Origin of the sequence: Guyparkeria hydrothermalis (genome assembly GCF_023555385.1) — a bacterium.
GTDB lineage: Bacteria > Pseudomonadota > Gammaproteobacteria > Halothiobacillales > Halothiobacillaceae > Guyparkeria > Guyparkeria hydrothermalis_A.
Genome location: NZ_JAJSED010000001.1, coordinates 68,055 through 86,169 on the forward strand (window position 1 = coordinate 68,055; position 18,115 = coordinate 86,169).

Here is an 18,115-nt window from a genome sequence, read left to right on the forward strand (position 1 = left end):
ATATTGATTGGACGGACGGTTTAGCGCTGATCCTTTGCGGTCGGAAAGAGGGGGGGGCAGGTTCGACCGTGTTCGCAGAGCCTTTGCTCAAGGGGCGCTGATCGCGCTCGTGACCATCCCATTGATGTCGAAGGTAACCGTCATTGGCGGCTTGTCGTGGTAACCCCACATTGTCGGGCTTTTGAAATCCGGGGCACCCAATGCGGAGCGGACCTGGTCCTTCGTCATACCGTGAGTGATCTCCGGCCGTGACGGCGTGCTGACCGGCTTGGCGTTGCCGGCCTTTCTCTCGGTCCTGCCATCGGTCATTGCTTGGTCGCGCTCTAAAATGCGCGTCACTTTTCTCGCTGTTGTTTAGTCGGCTCATTAGCCCGCAAATCGACTTCCTCGTTTTGTTGCCCAGGGCACGGTTTGTCCGAGAACGTCAGGCTTCCATCCGTTGCCGTGCACTTGTACGCACCGGCGTTGGCCGCCCCCGCTAAGCAAAGCAGGGCAGTGATTAAGATGGGTCTGGTCATGGCGAGCACCTCCTGTGCCGATCGGAGCCCTTCTTGCTCTAAGGAGACAACGGACCACGCCGTCGATGTTTGCGATGGGTGAAGGATGAGGGTGGACAGCTTGGCGACTAGCATTCGAGTCATGCATGCCTCGGGTGTCGTCAGCCAGACGGATAACCTAATCGTGGACGGCTACCCGCTTGGCGGGAAATACACACCAGCGTTGATCTATGAGACAGCAGGGCTGTCGCCAGTGTTGGTGAGCCCATCGCGCTCGTCTAAATCAATCGCCGTCGGCAATCCGCTCATTCGCTGCCGCCTCGGTAAGGCCAGCGTATGCAGCGCTGTATCCGCCGAGCGACAGCACGATGAACACCCACCAGGCGATGTAGTCACCAAATCCCCAGTAGATCAGGGCAGGGAATGCGATGCCGCCGAAGACAACCGCGGACCATGTGCGTGCGTTCTTGTTCATGTTGTGCACCTCCTGTGCTGGTGGGTAGTCCTGCCGTGGCAATAGCGCCACCTCAAGTGTCCATTGTAGAAGATACCGTTTTTTAGAAGTGACTCGTGCGCAGAGCAGAAGCAAGTCATTGAAAATATGGTCGGAGTGGAGGGGGTTGAACTCCCGACCACCTGCACCCCATGCAGATGCGCGCCAGGTTGTTGCTCATCCGTGAGCAGGTAGCCCGCTTGCTTCTCAGGTTTAATGATTTGTGAGCAACAAGCCTCTTGGTCCTGCGCGAGCGATTCCTGATGGCCGGTGCTTCCATGGTGCTACTATCGAGCCCCGACGTGGCGTAACACATTGACAAAAAGCGATAAATAGGAGCGTCTATACAATCGAGCATGGGCGCAATACAGAACCGCCACGGGCTGGCAGTCGGAGTCGGGGGCGAGTTCTGGGCGCGGTCTGAGGTGATCGCGAGCGGCTCGGTGGCGAACGGTCCGGCATTGTAACGGCAGCAGCCCAAGGCGTCAGGGGAGGCCGTCAGGGCAGCAGGCCCTTGACGACCGCGCTGATGCCGGCGATGGCCGCAATGCCGAGAATCACCGGTCGCAGGGCGGCGAACGGCACCCGGTGGACCAGATGACCGGAGGCGAGAAAGCCCAGTAGCGTGCCGGGGAAGATCGCGGCGAATAGCTGCCATTCCCGTGCCCCGATGAAACCGGAGAAGAACAGCGCCACGGCACTGGCGAAACTGGCGAACAGGAAGAAGGCCGACATGTTGGCTCGCACCAGTGGCCCGCGCTCGTTCTGGTAGATCAGGGCGATGGGCGGGCCGCCCACGGCGGTTATCGTGCCCATGTACCCCGACGCCCCGCCTGCGATCACGCTGTTGCGCGCGTTGAGCCGTGGCTGCAGGCCCACCACGCTCAGTAGCACGGCGAGCAGAATCAGGATGCCGAAGGCCAGTTCGAAGCCGCGCGGGGTCAGCACGGCCAGCGTGGCCACCGCGAGCAGGGTGCCGATGATGTCGCCGCCGATGGCGAAGCGGACCTGGCGGAAAGCGAGGTTGGCCCGGCTGCGCCACAGGATCAGCACCGTCAGCAGCACGGCGTTGAGGATCAACGGCCCGGGCAGGAACAACGGGCTGATCAGGAATAGCAGTGGGGCCGAGAGCGTACCGATGCCATAACCGGCCAACCCCTGAAGCAGAGCGCCGGCGAAGATGGCCAGGTTGGCCAGCACGAGTTGGAGCAGGGTGACGTCGTCCACGCGTGGTTACTCCGGGCATCTCGGTGAATGGCGGCAACGAAAAATCCCCGGCCGGGCCGGGGATCGGGGAACCGTGCGGGCGGTTCGGTCTGGCGCGGAGTCTCAGGCGTAGGTGTTGATTTGCCCGCCGAGGGGACCGTCGCCGGAGGGGGCTGCGCTCTGACCGCCACCCTGGGCGATCGATTCGAGCAGCGGCGCCATGGCCTTTTCCTGCGTTTCCATTGCCTCCTTCTGGACGCGTACGCCGATTTCCTGTGCCAGCTGAAGGTTCGCCATTGCGGCCTGCATGCCGTTTGCTGCGGATACCGGGTCGGCCATGTCGCATTCTCCTCGGTGCGGTGTCTGGGCTTATGGATGCATCACCAAAAGCGAATGCATCAGATGGACAGAAGTGTACGCTCTCGGCCGCCGACGTGCACCCCGACTGCCGCCCTGCAAGCTGCCCGATCATCCGCCCCGCGTTGATGTTAATAGGATGGCTAAAGGTTGGGCGGCTGGTGCCGATCCAAGGCGCACATCCAAGACAAGAACGCAGCAAGCGTCATCCCGAGGAAAGCCCATTCATGAACCGTTTGAACAACACCACCAAGATACTGCTGGCCTTTGCCGTGTCGGCCATCCTCTTCATCGGGGCTCTGGTCTACGCCCTGAGTCAGATGGAGTCGGTTTCCGAGCAATACCTGCAGGTCCAGCACCAGGACAATGCCCGCGTCGAGGCTTTGCAGGACGTCATGAGCAACGGCCTGCTCGGTGGGGTCGCCACCCGCAACAAGGTGTTCCGTCCCGAGCTCGAGGGCGCCATCAAGGTGATGCGCAAGACCGACGAGGTGGTGCGTGCCTCGATCGCCGAGGCCCGGTCGCTTACGGCGGTCGAGAACGACAAGGCACAAGCCCTTCTCGACGGCATCGAGGCAAGCTGGCAGCAGGTGATGGCCGCGCGGCTGGCCGTGTTCGAGCAGGTCGAGGCCGGCAATATCGCCGCGGCGGAGCGGCTACTGGTACGTGACGAGCATCCGGTCTGGCAGCAGATCCGCAAGGACATCCAGTCGCTGATTGCCTCGGCCAAGCAGCGCGAGACCGAGCGCACCGAGGCGGCCATCGACCATAAGGAAGCGGCCTTCTCCGCCACGGTTGTCATCGGCGTGGTCGCGCTGGGCGTCGGCGTGTTCCTGCTGGTGCTGGTGATGGCCTCGTTCACCCGCCGGATCCGTTATGTCATCAGCGCGATGCGCGATATCGCCGAAGGGGAGGGGGATCTGACCCGCCGCTTGCCCGCCGACGGGCATGACGAATTCGCGCAGTTGTCAGGCGCGTTCAACCAGTTCGTGGCACGCATCCAGACGCTGGTTTGCGAGATCACCGACTCGACCGGACAACTGGCAGCCTCGGCCGAGGAGATGTCGATGATCACCCGCCAGTCGCGCGAGAGTACCCACGAGCAGAACGAGCAGACGCAGATGGTCGCCTCGGCTATCGAAGAGCTGACCGCGACCACGCGCGAGATCGCCGAGAACACCAACCAGACGGCGAGCGCGTCCAACGAGACCGAGGAGGTCACGCACGGCGGGCAGCGGGCGCTCAAGCGCTCGATGGAAAACGTGAACCAGCTGATGGACTCGATGCAGGACACGGCGGCCTCGATCGGCCAGCTCGAGTCGCAGACCCAGGACATCGGCAAGGTGCTGGACGTGATCCAGGGCGTGGCCGAGCAGACCAACCTGCTGGCGCTGAACGCGGCGATCGAGGCGGCCCGGGCCGGGGAGCAGGGTCGCGGCTTTGCGGTGGTCGCCGAGGAGGTGCGCAACCTGGCGAGCCGGACCCAGCAGTCCACCGAGGAGATCAAGGGCATCATCGACAGCCTGCGTGACCGGGCCCGCCGGACCGTCGAGGCGATGGACGTCAGCCGTTCGCAGGGCGAGGCGACCCTGGAGGCGGTCAACGAGACCGACGACTCCCTCGATGCGGTCGTGCGCCACGTCAATCACATCAACGAGATGACGATGCAGATCGCCACCGCTGCCGAAGAACAGTCGGCGACCGTGGAGGAGGTCAACCGCAATCTCGAGCGTATTCGGGCCAAGAGCGCGGAGCTCGACGACGCCTCCGAGCAGGTCTCCACCGCCGGTGGCGACCTCACCCACCTGTCGGCGAACCTCGACGGACTGGTCAACCGCTTCAAGACCTGAGGCGCTTGAAAGAGCAGCACGAGAAAGGGCCGGCGACATGCCGGCCCTTTTTGTTGGTTCGTCGGTTCCTGCCGGGGCGAGCTCGCCGCCCCAGCCGTGGTCAGGAGCCGGCGATACGCCGGATGAAGGGCAGGCGGCGCCAGAGACTCGGTTGCGTGTCGGTCAGGTCGCGGCAGGTCTCGCATTGTCCGGCACGCGGTCGGCGTGTGGTCAGTGGTTCGATGCGCATGGGAGAGGGGCCGTTGCCCGGCTTCCAGGCCGAGAGCGGCTCCTCGTGGATCATCACGTCCGCCCCGGGGAAGGTGCGCAGCAACCGCGCCTCGACCTCGTCGCCGACCTGGTGGGCGTGGTTGAGATCGATGTGATTGTCCAGATAGAGATAGAGCTGGATGATCATGGTGCGCCCGGCAAGCCGGGTGCGAATCTGGTCGACCGCGTGCACCGACGGATGCGCGGTGGCGATCTGGGCGACGCGGTTCTCCGTTCCGTCGAGCACCTCGCGATCCATGAGGTGGTCGAGCGCCTCGCTGCCCACCTTCCAGGCGCTGTAGAGGACGAACACGCCCACGGCGGCACCGAAGGCCGGGTCGAGCCAGTTGAGCCCGTAGCCGGCAAGGATCAGCACGGCGATGGTCGAGGCGTTGACCAGGAAGTCCATGCTGTAGTGCGAGGCGTCCGCCTTGATGGCGGGCGAGCGCGTCTTGACGATCACGTAGCGCTGGAAGGTGATCAGCGCGAGCGTGGCGACCATCGAGAACAGCATTACCGCCACGCCCCAGTCGACCGCGTCGATCGGTTGCGGGCGGATCAGGCGCTGCAGCGCCTGGACCATCAGGAATACGCCGGAACCGGCAATGAAGGTGGCCTGCGCGAGCGCGGCCAGCGGTTCGGCCTTGCCGTGGCCGTAGCGGTGATCCTCGTCCGGCGGCTGCAGGGCGATGCGCACGGCGACCAGCGTCACCAAAGAGGCCAGGAGGTCCATGGTGGAATCGATCAGCGAGGCGAGCATGCTCACCGAGTTGGTTGTGATGCTCGCCGCGAGCTTGAGCGCCATCAGCGTCAGGGCGAGGGTCACCGAGGCGGTGGTGACCATGCGCAGCAGTTTCGCGTGTCGATTGGCCATGTGTGGTGGTCGCCTCGTCAGGGTCGATGCCGGTCCCGGGCGCGCGCATGAGGCCGTGGCGTGCCATCGGGAAAGTTAGGCAAGACTAATACCGAACTAGATTAGTACCATTTTAATGCAGCCCGGCGTTGAGCGCCAGCCCGGCGGGAACATGGGACCGCAATGCGCTTGTCGGGCGCGCAGGGCTTGGGCGCCGTGGCCGGCTCGACTACCATCGGTCCACCTTGTTCGTTCGCGAGAGCCGTGCCATCGATGGCCCATGATTCGTCCTCATCCCCGATCACCGGCTGCCCGGTCACCCGCATTGGCATCACGGGATTGTCCGGCGCCGGGAAATCGACGCTGATCACGGCGATCATCAATCACCTGGAGAATGCCCGGCGCGGCGCGCTCACCGATCATCCTGGACTGGCGGCGATCCGCCACGGTCGCTGGCATCGCGAGATCGAGCGGGCCTTCGACTACGACCACGCCCTGACCGCCCTGACCAGCCAGCCGCCCAGCTGGCCCGAGTCGACCCGCGACTGGTCGATCGCCCGCCTGACGCTCGACTACCAGCGGCGCTGGTACTCGCTGCGTCCGCGCCGGCGTTGCCTGGAACTGTTCGACTACCCCGGCGAGTGGTTGCTGGACCTGTCGCTGCTCGACTGGTCGTTCGCCGACTACAGCGCCCATTGGCGCGACTGGCTGGCGCGTCATCCGCGCCGGGAGATTGCCCCGGGACTGCTCGAGGAGCTGGCGGGGATCGATCCGGCGGCACCGCTCGATCCGGAACAGATGGAGTCGCTGTCGCAACGCTGGTCGATGATGCTTGCCGACAGCCGCCTGCCGCCGCATCGCCTGTCGCGCAACCTGCCCGGACGCTGGCTGATGCCGGGCGAAGGCTTCGATCCCGATGCCATGCCGTTCCTGCCGCTACCGGCCGCGGTCGAGCAGCCGGCCGGCGAGTATCCGCAGGGATCGTGGGGCGAAGTCTGCCAGCGCCATTTCGCGTATTACCGCGACCGGATCGCCCGGCCGTTCTTCGAGTCGCATTTCGGCCGCCTCGATGCCCAGGTGATCCTGGTTGACCTGCTCGGGGCGCTGCGCAGCGGGCGCGCTGCATTGGCGGACATGCGGGCGGCGCTCGAATCGATTCTCGAGCCGTTTCGCTACCGCGAGGGGCACTGGCTGGCGAACCTGTTCGGCCGGCGCATCCGCCGTGTGGCCATTGTCGCCACCCAGATCGATCACCTGCTGCCCGCCGACCAGGCGCGACTCACCCGGCTTCTCGACAGCTATCTGTTCGAACTGACCCAGTCGCTGGCAGGCAAGGACGTCGAGTTGCGCCTGTTTGCCATCTCGGCGGTGACGGCGGCCCAGTCGCGGGAGGATGGTCGCGGTGAGCCGATGCTGGTGGGCACCGAGAAGAGCTCCCGGCAGAAGATTGCGTTCACTCCACCTTCCATTCCCGAGCAGATGCCGCACGACCTCGACCTTGTCATCGATGACCTGCCCACGCTGGCGCCACCGGCCGGTCTCGACCGGGCCCGACCGTTTCCGGGGCGGCGCGTGGATGGCCTGCTCGACTTTCTCATCGGGGAACACTGACTATGTACACAGGAGAATCGGCATGACTGATGCTCGATCCCCTCGCGAGGGCCACCTGGCCACGCGGATTCATGCCCAGGGCGAGGGGGTGCCCGATATCGATCCCGAGGCGCTTTACGACGCGGCGGACTTGGAAGACGACGGCGAGAACCTGCTCGAGCCCCGGCGCGGGTTCCCGTGGCTGGCCACAGTGTTCGGCGTGGTGGCCATCACGTGGATCGCGATCAACTGGCTGCAGGCGATCTACTGGGCGCACGCAACCCACCCGTCGCTGGGCTGGGCGGTGTTCGGCATCGGCGTGTTTGTGGCTGCCGTGGGCTTGGTGCTCGTGGGGCGGGCCTGGCATCAGCGCCACCATATCGACGCCATCGCGCTGTTGAATCGACGCCTGGCCGACGCCGAGCGTGACGGCGAAGCCGGGCAGTCGGTGGTCCAGCTGCGGAACGCGGCCGAACACCTGCTGGCCGACAGCCCCTACCGAAAGACCTTCGAGGACAACCTGCTCGGCATCGATGCCGGCAGTCATGCCACCGAACTGGTCGTGGCCCTCGAGCGCGGTTATGCCGAGGCGGACGAGCGCGCCCGGGCACTGATCCAGCGCGAGGTGGTGCGCACGGGGCTGTTCATTGCCGCCAGTCCCTATCCGGCGCTCGACCTGCTGCTGGTGGCCTGGCGCAATGCACGCATGGTCAATGTCATCGCCCGCATCTACGGCTTGCGACTCTCGTTCCCGGCGCGGCTGCGGCTCTACCGGATGATCGTGCAGAACATGGCCTTCGCCTCGGCCACCGAGACCGTGCTCGATTCGGCCAGCGAGGGCTGGGCGAGCAATCTGCTGGTCAACTTAGGCGCCCGCGCCGGGCAGGGCGTGGCAGTGGCGCTCTACTCGCTGCGCATCGGGCGACAGGCGATGCGCGCTTCGCGGATCGCCCCCGAGCACCGGCCGTTGGTCGACCGCAACCTGGCCCGGCTGATCCTGGGCGCAATCCGCGAGCGGTCCGCCGGGAACCGATAGCGAGCCACCCTGCGAGGGAAAACGCATGGAACAGCGTGTGAGCGTGATCACCCTGGGCGTGGCGGACCTGGCCCGTTCGCGGGGCTTCTACGAACAGGGCATGGGGTGGACCGTCGGCGACAGCGCGGAGCAGGTCGTCTTCTTCCAGCTCAACGGCACGGTGCTGGCGCTCTACCCGCGTGAGGCGCTGGCCCGGGATGCCTTGGGAGAGGATGCCGGTATCCCGGCCGCGGGCAACGGCTTTTCGGGGATCACCCTGGCTCACAACGTGCGCTCGCCGGCGGCGGTCGACGAAGTGCTCGCGCAGGCGAAGGCGGCGGGCGGTCGTATCGTCAAGCTTGGGGAGAAGGCCTTCTGGGGCGGCTACTCCGGCTATTTCGCCGATCCGGACGGGCATCTGTGGGAGGTGGCCTACAACCCGTTCTGGACGCTCGATCCGGACGGCACCGTCTGGCTGGATGTCGAGCTCGGGGATCAGAGCTGATGACGAACCGGGCAGGCGAGCGCTTCTGGCTCCTGACCGGCGGGACGTTGTTGGTCCTCGTCGCGCTGGTTGCCTCCGGTATCGATCCGTACGACCGGGCCACCTGGATGCTCGAGGTCGCGCCCGCGGTGATCGCCCTGCCGATCCTCTGGCTGACCCGGCATCGCTTCCCGCTGACCCCGATCGTCTACGTCGGCATCTTCCTGCACGCCTTGGTGCTGATCTACGGCGGCGCCTACACCTACGCGCGGGTGCCGCTGGGATTCGAGATTCAGGACTGGTTCGATCTGGCGCGCAACCCCTACGACCGCATCGGCCATTTCTTCCAGGGGTTCGTGCCGGCCCTGATCGCCCGCGAGATCCTGATCCGCGGAGCATTCGTCCGCGGGCGCTGGATGCGCGATTTCCTGGTGGTCTGTGTGGTGCTGGCGATCAGTGCGAGCTACGAGTTGCTCGAATGGGCGGTGGCGGTGTTCGCCGCCGACGGGGCAGTTGCCTTCCTCGGCACACAGGGCGATCCCTGGGACACGCAGTCCGACATGTTCCTGGCGCTGCTGGGAGCGCTTGCTGCGCTGGTCACGCTGTCGCGGTGGCAGGATCGTCAGATTCGGCAACTGACGTCGGTTCGCGGCGGCTGATCTCAGGTCGGGGAATGGATGCAGTTTCGCCCGCGGCCCTTGGCCCGGTAGAGATGGCAGTCGGCAGTCTCGACCAGCTCGACGGGGTCCATTTCCTCGGTCGGGATGGTCGTGGCGACGCCGAAGCTTGCGGAGAGGTGCGGGCCGATCGGTGACCTGGCGTGGAGGATCCGCTGGTCGAGGATCAGCTGCCGGCAGCGTTCGGCCACGCGCTGCGCGGATGGCTCGTCGGTGTTCGGCAGCAGGAGCAGGAATTCCTCGCCGCCGAAGCGGGCCAGCAAATCGCCGGACCGCAGCCCGGAGGCTTCCAGTGCCCGGGCGACCGCCTTGAGGCAGTCGTCGCCGGCGAGATGGCCGTACTCGTCGTTGTATTGCTTGAAGTAGTCGATATCGAGCATCACGACCGAAATGGGCTGGCCGTGACGCTGCGCGTTGGCCCATTCCACCTCGAGGATCGAGTCGAACATGCGCCGGTTGGCCACGCCGGTGAGACCGTCCTTGAGCGACAGCTCCTCGAGTTCCTTCTGCAGTCGGAGCAGCTTTTCCTCGCTGGCCTTGCGTTCGCTGATGTCGAACATGAAGCCGACCAGGCTGTCGACCTTGCCGCTCTCGTCGCGCATCACGTGCACCACGTCGCGAATCCAGAGGTAGTCGCCGTCCTTGGTGAGCGCGCGGTAGTCGGCCTCGTGGTCGGACCCGGCCTTGGACTGCGCCACGCAAAAGTTGACCACCCGCTCGCGGTCGTCGGGGTGCATGCGCTCGGCCCAGTCGTCGATGCCGACCCAGCTTTCCGGGCTCCAGCCGAGCAGTCTCTCGATCTGCGGGCCGATGTAGGAGAACGTCAGCGTCTCCCAGTCGATCTTCCACGGGATCGCCTTGGTGGATTCGAGCAGGGTCCGGTAGACCTCGTGATCGGGTTCCATCACGTTTTCCGGGCTTGTCACGGTGCCGGCTTCCTCTAACTGGTGACGTCAGGGCGCGACGGTCGCCCGAGGGCGGGGCTGCTATTTTCGATCGCAGTTGTCGATACCCGCGAGACGCAATGTATATCGAAAACCGTATGAGCGGGAAGCACTCGTCGCGGCGGGGTCAAGAGGCCGTGCCTGCGCCCACGGCGTTCCGGCCACTTTCCTTGGCCGCGTAGAGAAGCCGGTCTGCCTCGGCTAGGACCATGTTGATGTCTTCGGTCTCTGGGTCGGCTGCGACCGCGCCCAGACTGATGGTGACGGCGATTTCCCGCCCGCCAGCCGCGATCGGGGTGGCGGCAATGGCCTGTCGCAATGATTCGGCCCGCTGCCCTGCCTGTGACTGGTTGCAGTCCAGCAGCAGGATGGCGAACTCGTCCCCGCCGAGCCGGCCGACCAGATCGTCCCCGCCGAGCCGGCCGACCAGATCGTCCGCGCGGATGTTGGCCTTGAGGCGTTTCGCCACCACGGCAATCACCTGGTCGCCGGCGATGTGGCCGTGGGTGTCGTTGATGTGCTTGAAGTGGTCGATGTCCAGCAGGACGAGCGCGTACGGGCGGCCCTCGGCCTGCAGGGTCTCGCGCATGCGGTTGAAATATTCGACGAAGTGGCGGCGATTCGCCATCCCCGTGAGGGAGTCGCGGTTTGCCAACTCCGCGATGCGCCGGTGGGCTTCCTCCCGCGAGCGCTCCTGGTAGTAGGCGATCAGGCCGAAACCGATCAGGGCGCCGACCAGATTGGTCAGCGTTGCCACCGGCTGCAGGGCGGGCCATTCGTCCCGTTGCAGGAGCACCAGCAGACCCATCAGGGCGACATAGGCCAGATAGACCACGGTCCCGCGTCGGGTGCCCAGCAGGTAGAAGGCAATGAGCGCGAAGAACACCACCCAGGCCAGGGAGGAAAACCTCGCCTGGACGTAGATGAAGTAGAAGACGATCAGCAGTCCGGTGATCAGCACCGTTGCCCACGCCGCGCGGTCGACGTCGCGGTTGATATGTAGGTCGAACAAGGCGGCCAGGGTGACTGCCAGCTCCATCGCCGCGAGCGGATAGGCGTGGAAATGGAACGTGTTGACGAGGGTGTAGCCGAAGGCGAGGGCAGCAATCACGGAGAGGAAGAACCGGGATAGTCCCGTCCGTCTGCGTTGCTGCTGCCCAGCGCTGCCCCCGGCGTTGCCGCGGGTCCATGCCTCAGGTCCGGTCATCCCGGTGCGCTCCTTCTGCTCGCTGGGTCATGCGATAACTCGGACCCGTGGGTTGGGGTTAGAGCTGCCGGGCAATATCGAGCGCAGCGTAGGTAAGGATGCCGTCGGCACCGGCGCGCTTGAAGCCGGTCATGGTTTCCATGATGCACTTGTCCCAGTCGAGCCAGCCGCGCTCGGCGGCGGCCTTGAGCATCGCGTACTCGCCGGACACGTGGTAGGCGAAGGTTGGCACCTCGAGACGCTGTTTCACCCGAAAGATGACGTCGAGATACGGCATGCCCGGCTTGACCATGACCATGTCCGCACCCTCGGCGAGGTCGGCGGCCACCTCGTGGATGGCCTCGTTCCCGTTGGCCGGATCCATCTGGTAGGTGGTCTTGTCCGCCTTGCCCAGGTTTGCCGCCGAGCCGACCGCGTCGCGGAACGGGCCGTAGAACGCCGAGGCGTACTTGGCGCTGTAGGCCATGATCCGGGTGTGGATGTGGCCCTTGGCCTCGAGATTCTCGCGAATCGCGCCGATGCGCCCGTCCATCATGTCCGACGGGGCGACGATGTCCGCACCGGCCGCGGCGTGCGACTCGGCCTGGCGGATCAGCACCTCGACGGTTTCGTCGTTCAACACGTAGCCGCTTGAATCGATGATGCCGTCCTGCCCGTGGGTGGTGTAGGGGTCGAGCGCGACGTCGGTCATGATGCCGAGCTCGGGGAAGCGTTCCTTCAATGTGCGCACGGTGCGCTGGACCAGGCCGTCCGGATCATAGGCCGCCTCGGCTTGCTCGGACTTGGCCGCCGGCGGGGTGACCGGGAACAGCGCCAGCACCGGGATGCCTAGCTCCAGGGCCTCTTCGGCCAGTTTCGACAGGTTCTCGATGCCCAGTCGCTCGACGCCCGGCATCGATTCGACGGCCTCGCGCCCGTTCGGGTCCTCGAGTACGAACACGGGCAGGATCAGGTCGTTGGCGGAGACCGTGTGTTCCTGCATCAGGCGGCGACTGAAGGCGTCGCGACGCATGCGGCGAGGACGGTAGGCGGGAAACGAGCGCGAGAACGGCATGTCGGGCTCCGGTTGGCATTTGAAAATATGGGGTCGGTAGGATAGCAATACGAACGCACCCGGCACATACGCTTTTGGCGGGTGCGGTAATCAGCCGGAGGGGGCATGTACGAATTCACGTTTCTCACACCGGATGGTGGCGCGAGCTTTATCAGGCGTCTGGAGTCGCTGGGGCTGGAGGTGAAGGTTGCCAGCGATCCGATCGCCGAGGAGGCGACCACCGTCTCGATCCCGGACAACATCGACGATGACCTGGCCGACCAGATCGAGGGCTGGTACGAGGAGGCCGCCCAGGCGGCGGAGGCCGAGCTGTTCGCCAGCGGCGATGCCGAGGCGGATGTCTCTGCCGGGGTCTGGGTGCAGTTGACGGACGGCCGCTCCAGCTTCGCGCCGATGCCACCGGAGATGGTCAGCCGCATCCTGTCGGTACTGAGCGCCGAGGAGCTGGGCGATTTCGTCTCGCGCATCGCGAGCGCGGTCGAGCACCCGGACGACACCCCCATCTGCCGCCGCCCGGCGGAAGAGTGAGGGCAAGGCGCTGTTTCTGCAGCGCTATCGCCGCATGAATGGCCTACGCTCAGGGGAAGGGCAACCGGATCACCCCGGCCCGATGCGGGGCCACTCGTCACAAGGCGCCCGTCGGCAAAGCCGATCCGGCCCGGCGAGAGGTGCTGACCATGAAACGCCCGATTCCCCTCCGTTCGTACTGGCGCCAGGCGGCACTGGCCTTTCTGCTCTGCTTCGGTCTCGGCTCGACCACCGCTTGGGCACAGGCCAAGGTGATCACGCCCGACTACCAGCCGCCGAAGGTGGTTTACGACTTCTACCTGGATGATCCGCAAAAGATCAATGCGGCGATCTACTGGATCCGTTCGCTGGTCAACCCGTTGCAGGCGGCGCCCTACAACATGGACCCGATGCTCGACATGGACATCGTGGTGATCATTCACGGCACCGAGATCGTCACGGTGGCGAAGAAGAACGAAGAGAAATACGCCGAGGCAGTCGACCGGATGCGCTATTACGCCAACCTCGGCGTGGACTTCCACGTTTGCGGGCTGGCCGCCGAGGACTACGACTACGACCGCGAGGACTTCCAGGACTTCATCACCATGGTGCCGTCGGCCTTTACCGACCTGGTCCACTATCAGCAGCAGGGCTATGCCGTGATCAAGCCCGAGGTGTTCGTGCGGACGCAGTCGATCGAATCGATGCGCTGACGGTCGGCGAGCCGGGTTTTGCCGTATCCTAGGGGAAGATTCACCCCTTCCGAGGAGACCGGCTTGGACCCGCACCAGATTCAGTCGATCGACCAGCTCGATGCCCTGTTCGACGCGCCCGGCGGGGCGGCGATCAAGAAGGAGGTCGATCACCTGGTGCCGGTCTATCGGCGCCTGATCGAGGCCTCGCCGTTCTACGTCATGGCGACGCACGGCCCTGACGGGCTGGACTGCTCCCCGCGCGGCGACCCCTCTGGGTTCGTCAAGGTGCTCGACGACCGACGCATCGCGCTGCCCGAGCGGCGCGGCAACAACCGTATCGACAGCCTGCGCAACCTGGTCGAGGATCCGCACATCGGCCTGTTGTTCCTCGTTCCGGGCAAGAACGAGACGCTGCGGGTCAACGGCCGCGCGCGCATCACCACCGACCCGGCCCTGCTGGAACAGACCAGCATGCGTGGCAAGCCACCGCAGTGCGTGATTGTGGTCGAGATCGAAACCGTCTTTTTCCAGTGCGCCCGGGCCCTGCTGCGTGCCCGGTTGTGGGACGCCGAGAGCCGATCGCTGGCGGCCGACACGCCGACGGCCGGCGAGATGCTGGCCGGCGTCCCCGATTCCGGTATCAACGGGGCGTCCTACGACGACGGGCTGGACGAGCGTCAGGAGCGCACGCTCTACTGAACATCGTGGCCGCGCTCGGGTCCGACACGGCGTGAATGACGCGGGGCCTTTTCGGTCAACCTGTTAGAATCGCGCGCCACACACGCACCAGATTGATCCGGAGCCCCCTTTTATGACCCAGGGCATGACCCAGGCTTCCTCAAACGGCACCACCCGCAAGGCGCCCGAGCTGCTTTCCCCGGCGGGGACGCTCAAGTCGATGCGTTATGCCTTCGCCTACGGCGCGGACGCCGTCTATGCCGGGCTGCCGCGCTACTCGCTGCGGGCGCGCAACAACGATTTCCTCGAGGACAATCTGCGCATCGGCATCGAGGAGGCGCACGCGGCTGGCAAGCAGTTCTTCGTCACCGTCAATCTCTCGCCGCACAACAGCAAGCTGAAGACCTTCATCCGCGACATGGAGCCGATCGTCGCGATGAAGCCGGATGCCTTCATCATGGCCGACCCCGGTCTGATCATGATGGTGCGCGAGGCCTTCCCGGAAATGCCCATCCACCTGTCGGTGCAGGCCAACACGGTCAACTGGGCGACGGTGAAGTTCTGGGAGTCGGTGGGCGTGAGTCGCGTGATCCTCTCGCGCGAGCTGTCGCTCGACGAGATCCGCGAGATCCGAGAGAAGTGCCCGAACATGGAGCTCGAGGTGTTCGTCCACGGGGCGCTGTGCATCGCCTACTCGGGGCGCTGCCTGCTGTCGGGTTACTTCAACCACCGCGACCCGAACCAGGGCACCTGCACCAATGCCTGCCGCTGGGAATACACCCCGCAGAACGCCTCCGAGGACATCTCCGGCGTCGTCCGTCCCGAGCCGTCCGATGAGAAGCCCCAGGAAAAGCCCATCTCGCTGGATGCCCTCAATGCGGCCAACCCGATGCGCGACGGCGCCATGGGCGAGCAGGAGCGTCACCCGCTCGCCGACCAGGTGTATCTGCTCGAGGAGAAGAGTCGCCCGGGCGAGCAGATGCCGATCGAAGAGGACGAGCACGGTACGTACATACTCAACTCGCGCGACCTGCGGGCCGTCGAGCACGTCCAGGCCCTGGTCGACATCGGCGTCGACTGTCTCAAGATCGAGGGGCGCACCAAGTCGCACTACTACGTCGCGCGCACCGCGCAGGTCTACCGTCAGGCGATCGACGATGCCGTCGCCGGTCGGCCGTTCGACGAGTCGCTGATCGCGGATCTCGACAACCTCGCCAACCGCGGCTACACCGACGGCTTCTACAAGCGCCATCACACCCAGGAATACCAGAACTACATCGAGGGTGTGTCCAAGAGTCGCCAGCAGCAGTTCGTCGGCGAGATCAGCGAGGTCGAGGGCCCCTGGGCCCGGGTCGAGGTCAAGAACAAGCTCAAGGTCGGTGACCAGGTCACCTTCCTGCTGCCCGATGGCAACCGGGTCGACCAACTCGCCGAGATGCAGACGCTGGAAGGCGAGCCGCTGGACGAGGCGCCCGGCGGGGGCTGGCGCGTGCGCCTGCGCCTGCCGGAAGGCGCCGAGGCCTTCGGCGATCGCCTGCGCTACGGGCTGATTGCCCGCAACCTGGCCGACTGACGGCGTGCGGCTCGGCGGTTACTTGCGCCGTGAGGCGCTGATCTCGATCGGGGCGGTCGCCACCGTCCTGATGCTGATCATGGCCACCAACCTGCTGGCCCGCGCGCTGTCGCTGGCGGCCGACGGCACGCTGCCGGCCGCGCTGGTGCCCAAGCTGCTGGGCTTCAACCTGGTCAAGATGCTGATGTACGTCATCCCGGTGGCACTGTTCATCGGGCTGATGTTCGCGCTCGGGCGGCTGAACCGCGACAGCGAGCAGACCATCATGCGCGCCAGCGGCTTCGGTCTGTGGCGGATCACGGCGGCTCTGCTGCCGATCGGCGTGATCCTCGCGGCGATCACCGCGTGGATTTCCCTTCAGGGCTGGCCGATGGCCGAGCAGGCGCGCGACCGGATGATGGAAGTCGCCCAGGCCGACTACATCGGCCAGCAGGTGCCGGTCGGCCGGTTCATCGAGGCCAATGACGGCCGTCTGGTGGCCTACGTCGGTGCGGCGGAGAACGGCCGCTATCGGCACATTTTCGTCTACGACCGTGCCGAGGACGGCTCGGTGGCCGTGGAAAGCGCGCCCAGCGGCGTGATGGTCGAGGAGGACGGCAGTCGCTACGTCGCCCTGGAGGACGGCCGGCGGATCAGCGGGCAGATCGGCACGGCCGAGTGGAACCGTCTCGACTACGAGCGCCACCTGATGCGTCTGCCCGGTCAGTCCGAACAGAGCGAGGCACAGACTAGCGTACGTTCGTCGGCCGCGCTCTGGGCCTCCGGGTCGCCGAACGACCGCGCCGCGCTGTTCGAGCGCATTTCACAGGGGGTGGTGGCGCTGGTGCTGATGTTGATCGCCATCCCACTGGCACAGGCACCGCCCCGCAGTGGCCGCTACGGTCGGCTGTTCTGGGCCTTCCTGATCTACGCGCTCTATTTCAACGCCGTGCCGCTGGCCGCCGACGGCATCGAGGCCGGTCAGTATGGCCTGGGCGGGGCGCTTCTCGTCGCGCACGGTGGCTTCGTGTTGCTGTGGGCCGCCCTGTTCTGGTCCGCTCGTGGTGGCTGGGGACGGTTCCGTCGACTCTGGAAGGGACGCCGTGAATACGCTTGATCGTTATCTGATCCGTAGTGTGGTGACCGGCGGGCTGGGTGCCTCGGCCGCTTTCGCCGTCTTGATCCTCGTGTTCGGCATGATCGACGAGGCGAGCAAGATCGACGCGGACTACAACACGCTGCAGGCGGCGTGGTTCGTCGTGCTGACCACGCCGGGTTACCTCTACGAGTTGTTCCCGGTCACGGTGCTGGTGGGTGGTCTGCTGAGCCTCGGTGCGCTGGCGGCCCATTCGGAGCTGACCGTAATGCGGGCGACCGGCATGTCGCTGTTGCGCCTTGCCCGCCCGGTACTGATCGCCGGGGTGATTCTTGCCGCCCTGGGCACGGTGATGGGCGAGACCGTTGGCTCCTGGGGGCAGGCAAAGGCCAACATGATGCGCGCGGCGGTAACCGACAGCCAGGTGAGCACGGATCTCGCCAGCGGTTTCTGGCTGCGCGAGGGCGACCGGATCGTCAATGTCGAGCGGGCACTGGTGGATGGCTACCTGATCGGCGTGCGCGTCTTCGAACTGTCGGCCGACGGTCGGCCGGAGCGGGTAATCCGGGCGGCGCGTGCGGAGAGCCTGGGCGAGAACCGTTGGCGGCTGGAGCAGGTGGTGGACACCCGGTTACCGATTGCCGAGCCCGAGGGCTCGGTCAGCGTCGAGCGGCATCCGGCTCGCGAAATGGTGCTGTTCGATCGGCAGGTGATCGAGATCGCCGCGCTCAACCCGCGGTACATGAACGTCGCCCAGTTGTCCGAGTACGTGGCCTACCTCGAGCGTAACCAGCTGGATACCTCGGTCTACGCCACGGCGATGTGGTCGCGTGTGGTCCAGCCCATTTCGGTACTGGCGATGCTGCTGGTGACATTGCCGTTCGTCTTCGTCGCCCAGCGGGGTGGGTCGGCCGGCCGCTGGCTGTTCATCGCCATCCTGCTGGGCGTGGCGTACATGACGCTCACGCAGATCGTCGCGGCGCTGGCACCGGCCTACGGTATTTCGCCGATCCTGAGTACCATCTTGCCACCGGCCCTGTTCTCGGCGGCCGGGGTGGCGGCCCTCTATCGGGCCACCCCGCGGACGCGCCGCCAGGCGGCCTGACGCTTA

20 protein-coding genes are annotated in these 18,115 nt (G+C 65.6%); 11 read left to right on the forward strand and 9 right to left on the reverse strand.

The genetic code is table 11. The features are described from left to right. Nucleotides 1-87 precede the first annotated feature (87 nt). From LV476_RS00340 to LV476_RS00355, 5 genes are all read right to left on the reverse strand, one after another. Entirely contained in the window at nucleotides 88-309 is a 222-nt protein-coding gene (locus tag LV476_RS00340) for an outer membrane protein assembly factor BamE (RefSeq protein WP_250072178.1), read from the reverse strand. Between the two features lie 26 nt (nucleotides 310-335). Next, on the reverse strand, nucleotides 336-641 hold the full coding sequence (locus tag LV476_RS11285; RefSeq protein WP_434062804.1) for a DUF4124 domain-containing protein: 306 nt from the start codon (nucleotides 639-641) through the stop codon (nucleotides 336-338). 139 nt (nucleotides 642-780) lie between these two features. Further along, on the reverse strand, nucleotides 781-972 hold the full coding sequence (locus LV476_RS00345) for a hypothetical protein (RefSeq protein WP_250072180.1): 192 nt from the start codon (nucleotides 970-972) through the stop codon (nucleotides 781-783). 516 nt (nucleotides 973-1,488) lie between these two features. Then, entirely contained in the window at nucleotides 1,489-2,217 is a 729-nt protein-coding gene (locus tag LV476_RS00350; protein WP_250072181.1) for a sulfite exporter TauE/SafE family protein, read from the reverse strand. Nucleotides 2,218-2,319: 102 nt separating this feature from the next. After that, entirely contained in the window at nucleotides 2,320-2,535 is a 216-nt protein-coding gene (locus LV476_RS00355; protein WP_250072183.1) for a putative motility protein, read from the reverse strand. 245 nt (nucleotides 2,536-2,780) lie between these two features. Here LV476_RS00355 and LV476_RS00360 point away from each other — a divergent pair, with 245 nt between their 5' ends. Beyond that, entirely contained in the window at nucleotides 2,781-4,403 is a 1,623-nt protein-coding gene (locus LV476_RS00360) for a methyl-accepting chemotaxis protein (RefSeq protein ID WP_250072185.1), read from the forward strand. Between the two features lie 100 nt (nucleotides 4,404-4,503). On the opposite strand, the gene LV476_RS00365 is transcribed toward LV476_RS00360, so the two are convergent. Then, a complete protein-coding gene (locus LV476_RS00365; protein WP_250072187.1) occupies nucleotides 4,504-5,526 on the reverse strand; it encodes a cation diffusion facilitator family transporter in 1,023 nt (340 codons plus the stop codon). Between the two features lie 252 nt (nucleotides 5,527-5,778). Here LV476_RS00365 and LV476_RS00370 point away from each other — a divergent pair, with 252 nt between their 5' ends. Genes LV476_RS00370 through LV476_RS00385 form a run of 4 tightly spaced genes read left to right on the forward strand, consistent with a single transcriptional unit; the run spans nucleotide 5,779 to nucleotide 9,253 of the window. Continuing rightward, the gene (locus LV476_RS00370) at nucleotides 5,779-7,116 is read left to right on the forward strand and encodes a YcjX family protein (protein WP_250072188.1); all 1,338 of its coding nucleotides are present in this window, start codon (nucleotides 5,779-5,781) and stop codon (nucleotides 7,114-7,116) included. Between the two features lie 22 nt (nucleotides 7,117-7,138). Continuing rightward, nucleotides 7,139-8,131, forward strand: a complete 993-nt coding sequence (locus LV476_RS00375) for a DUF697 domain-containing protein (RefSeq protein ID WP_250072189.1) — start codon at nucleotides 7,139-7,141, stop codon at nucleotides 8,129-8,131. A 25-nt stretch (nucleotides 8,132-8,156) separates the two neighbouring features. Beyond that, nucleotides 8,157-8,615 carry a VOC family protein gene (locus LV476_RS00380; protein WP_250072190.1) on the forward strand — a complete coding sequence of 153 codons (459 nt, stop codon included), beginning with the start codon at nucleotides 8,157-8,159 and terminating at the stop codon, nucleotides 8,613-8,615. Then, a complete protein-coding gene (locus LV476_RS00385; RefSeq protein ID WP_250072191.1) occupies nucleotides 8,615-9,253 on the forward strand; it encodes a DUF2238 domain-containing protein in 639 nt (212 codons plus the stop codon). Before LV476_RS00380 ends, LV476_RS00385 begins: the two co-directional genes overlap by 1 nt. 2 nt (nucleotides 9,254-9,255) lie before the next feature. Here LV476_RS00385 and LV476_RS00390 read toward each other — a convergent pair whose 3' ends face one another. The 3 genes from LV476_RS00390 to hemB form a co-directional block, all read right to left on the reverse strand. After that, nucleotides 9,256-10,176, reverse strand: coding sequence for a sensor domain-containing diguanylate cyclase (locus LV476_RS00390; protein ID WP_250072192.1), 921 nt, complete (start codon nucleotides 10,174-10,176; stop codon nucleotides 9,256-9,258). Between the two features lie 166 nt (nucleotides 10,177-10,342). Beyond that, the gene (locus LV476_RS00395; protein ID WP_250072193.1) at nucleotides 10,343-11,422 is read right to left on the reverse strand and encodes a GGDEF domain-containing protein; all 1,080 of its coding nucleotides are present in this window, start codon (nucleotides 11,420-11,422) and stop codon (nucleotides 10,343-10,345) included. 58 nt (nucleotides 11,423-11,480) lie between these two features. Then, a complete protein-coding gene (gene hemB, locus LV476_RS00400; RefSeq protein ID WP_250072194.1) occupies nucleotides 11,481-12,476 on the reverse strand; it encodes a porphobilinogen synthase in 996 nt (331 codons plus the stop codon). 105 nt (nucleotides 12,477-12,581) lie between these two features. On the opposite strand from hemB, the gene LV476_RS00405 reads away from it, so the two are divergent. From LV476_RS00405 to lptG, 6 genes are all read left to right on the forward strand, one after another. Further along, entirely contained in the window at nucleotides 12,582-13,004 is a 423-nt protein-coding gene (locus LV476_RS00405; protein WP_250072196.1) for a hypothetical protein, read from the forward strand. 149 nt (nucleotides 13,005-13,153) lie between these two features. Continuing rightward, nucleotides 13,154-13,696 (forward strand): DsrE family protein, encoded by a 543-nt coding sequence (locus tag LV476_RS00410; RefSeq protein ID WP_250072198.1) that lies wholly within the window; start codon nucleotides 13,154-13,156, stop codon nucleotides 13,694-13,696. A 63-nt stretch (nucleotides 13,697-13,759) separates the two neighbouring features. Then, entirely contained in the window at nucleotides 13,760-14,377 is a 618-nt protein-coding gene (locus tag LV476_RS00415; RefSeq protein WP_250072200.1) for a pyridoxamine 5'-phosphate oxidase family protein, read from the forward strand. A gap of 112 nt (nucleotides 14,378-14,489) precedes the next feature. Further along, nucleotides 14,490-15,929 carry a tRNA 5-hydroxyuridine modification protein YegQ gene (gene yegQ, locus LV476_RS00420; RefSeq protein ID WP_349665987.1) on the forward strand — a complete coding sequence of 480 codons (1,440 nt, stop codon included), beginning with the start codon at nucleotides 14,490-14,492 and terminating at the stop codon, nucleotides 15,927-15,929. Next, entirely contained in the window at nucleotides 15,907-17,025 is a 1,119-nt protein-coding gene (gene lptF / locus LV476_RS00425) for an LPS export ABC transporter permease LptF (protein ID WP_250072202.1), read from the forward strand. Before yegQ ends, lptF begins: the two co-directional genes overlap by 23 nt. After that, the gene (gene lptG, locus LV476_RS00430; protein ID WP_250072208.1) at nucleotides 17,012-18,109 is read left to right on the forward strand and encodes an LPS export ABC transporter permease LptG; all 1,098 of its coding nucleotides are present in this window, start codon (nucleotides 17,012-17,014) and stop codon (nucleotides 18,107-18,109) included. The genes lptF and lptG overlap by 14 nt, the downstream gene beginning before the upstream one ends. Nucleotides 18,110-18,115: the final 6 nt, after the last annotated feature.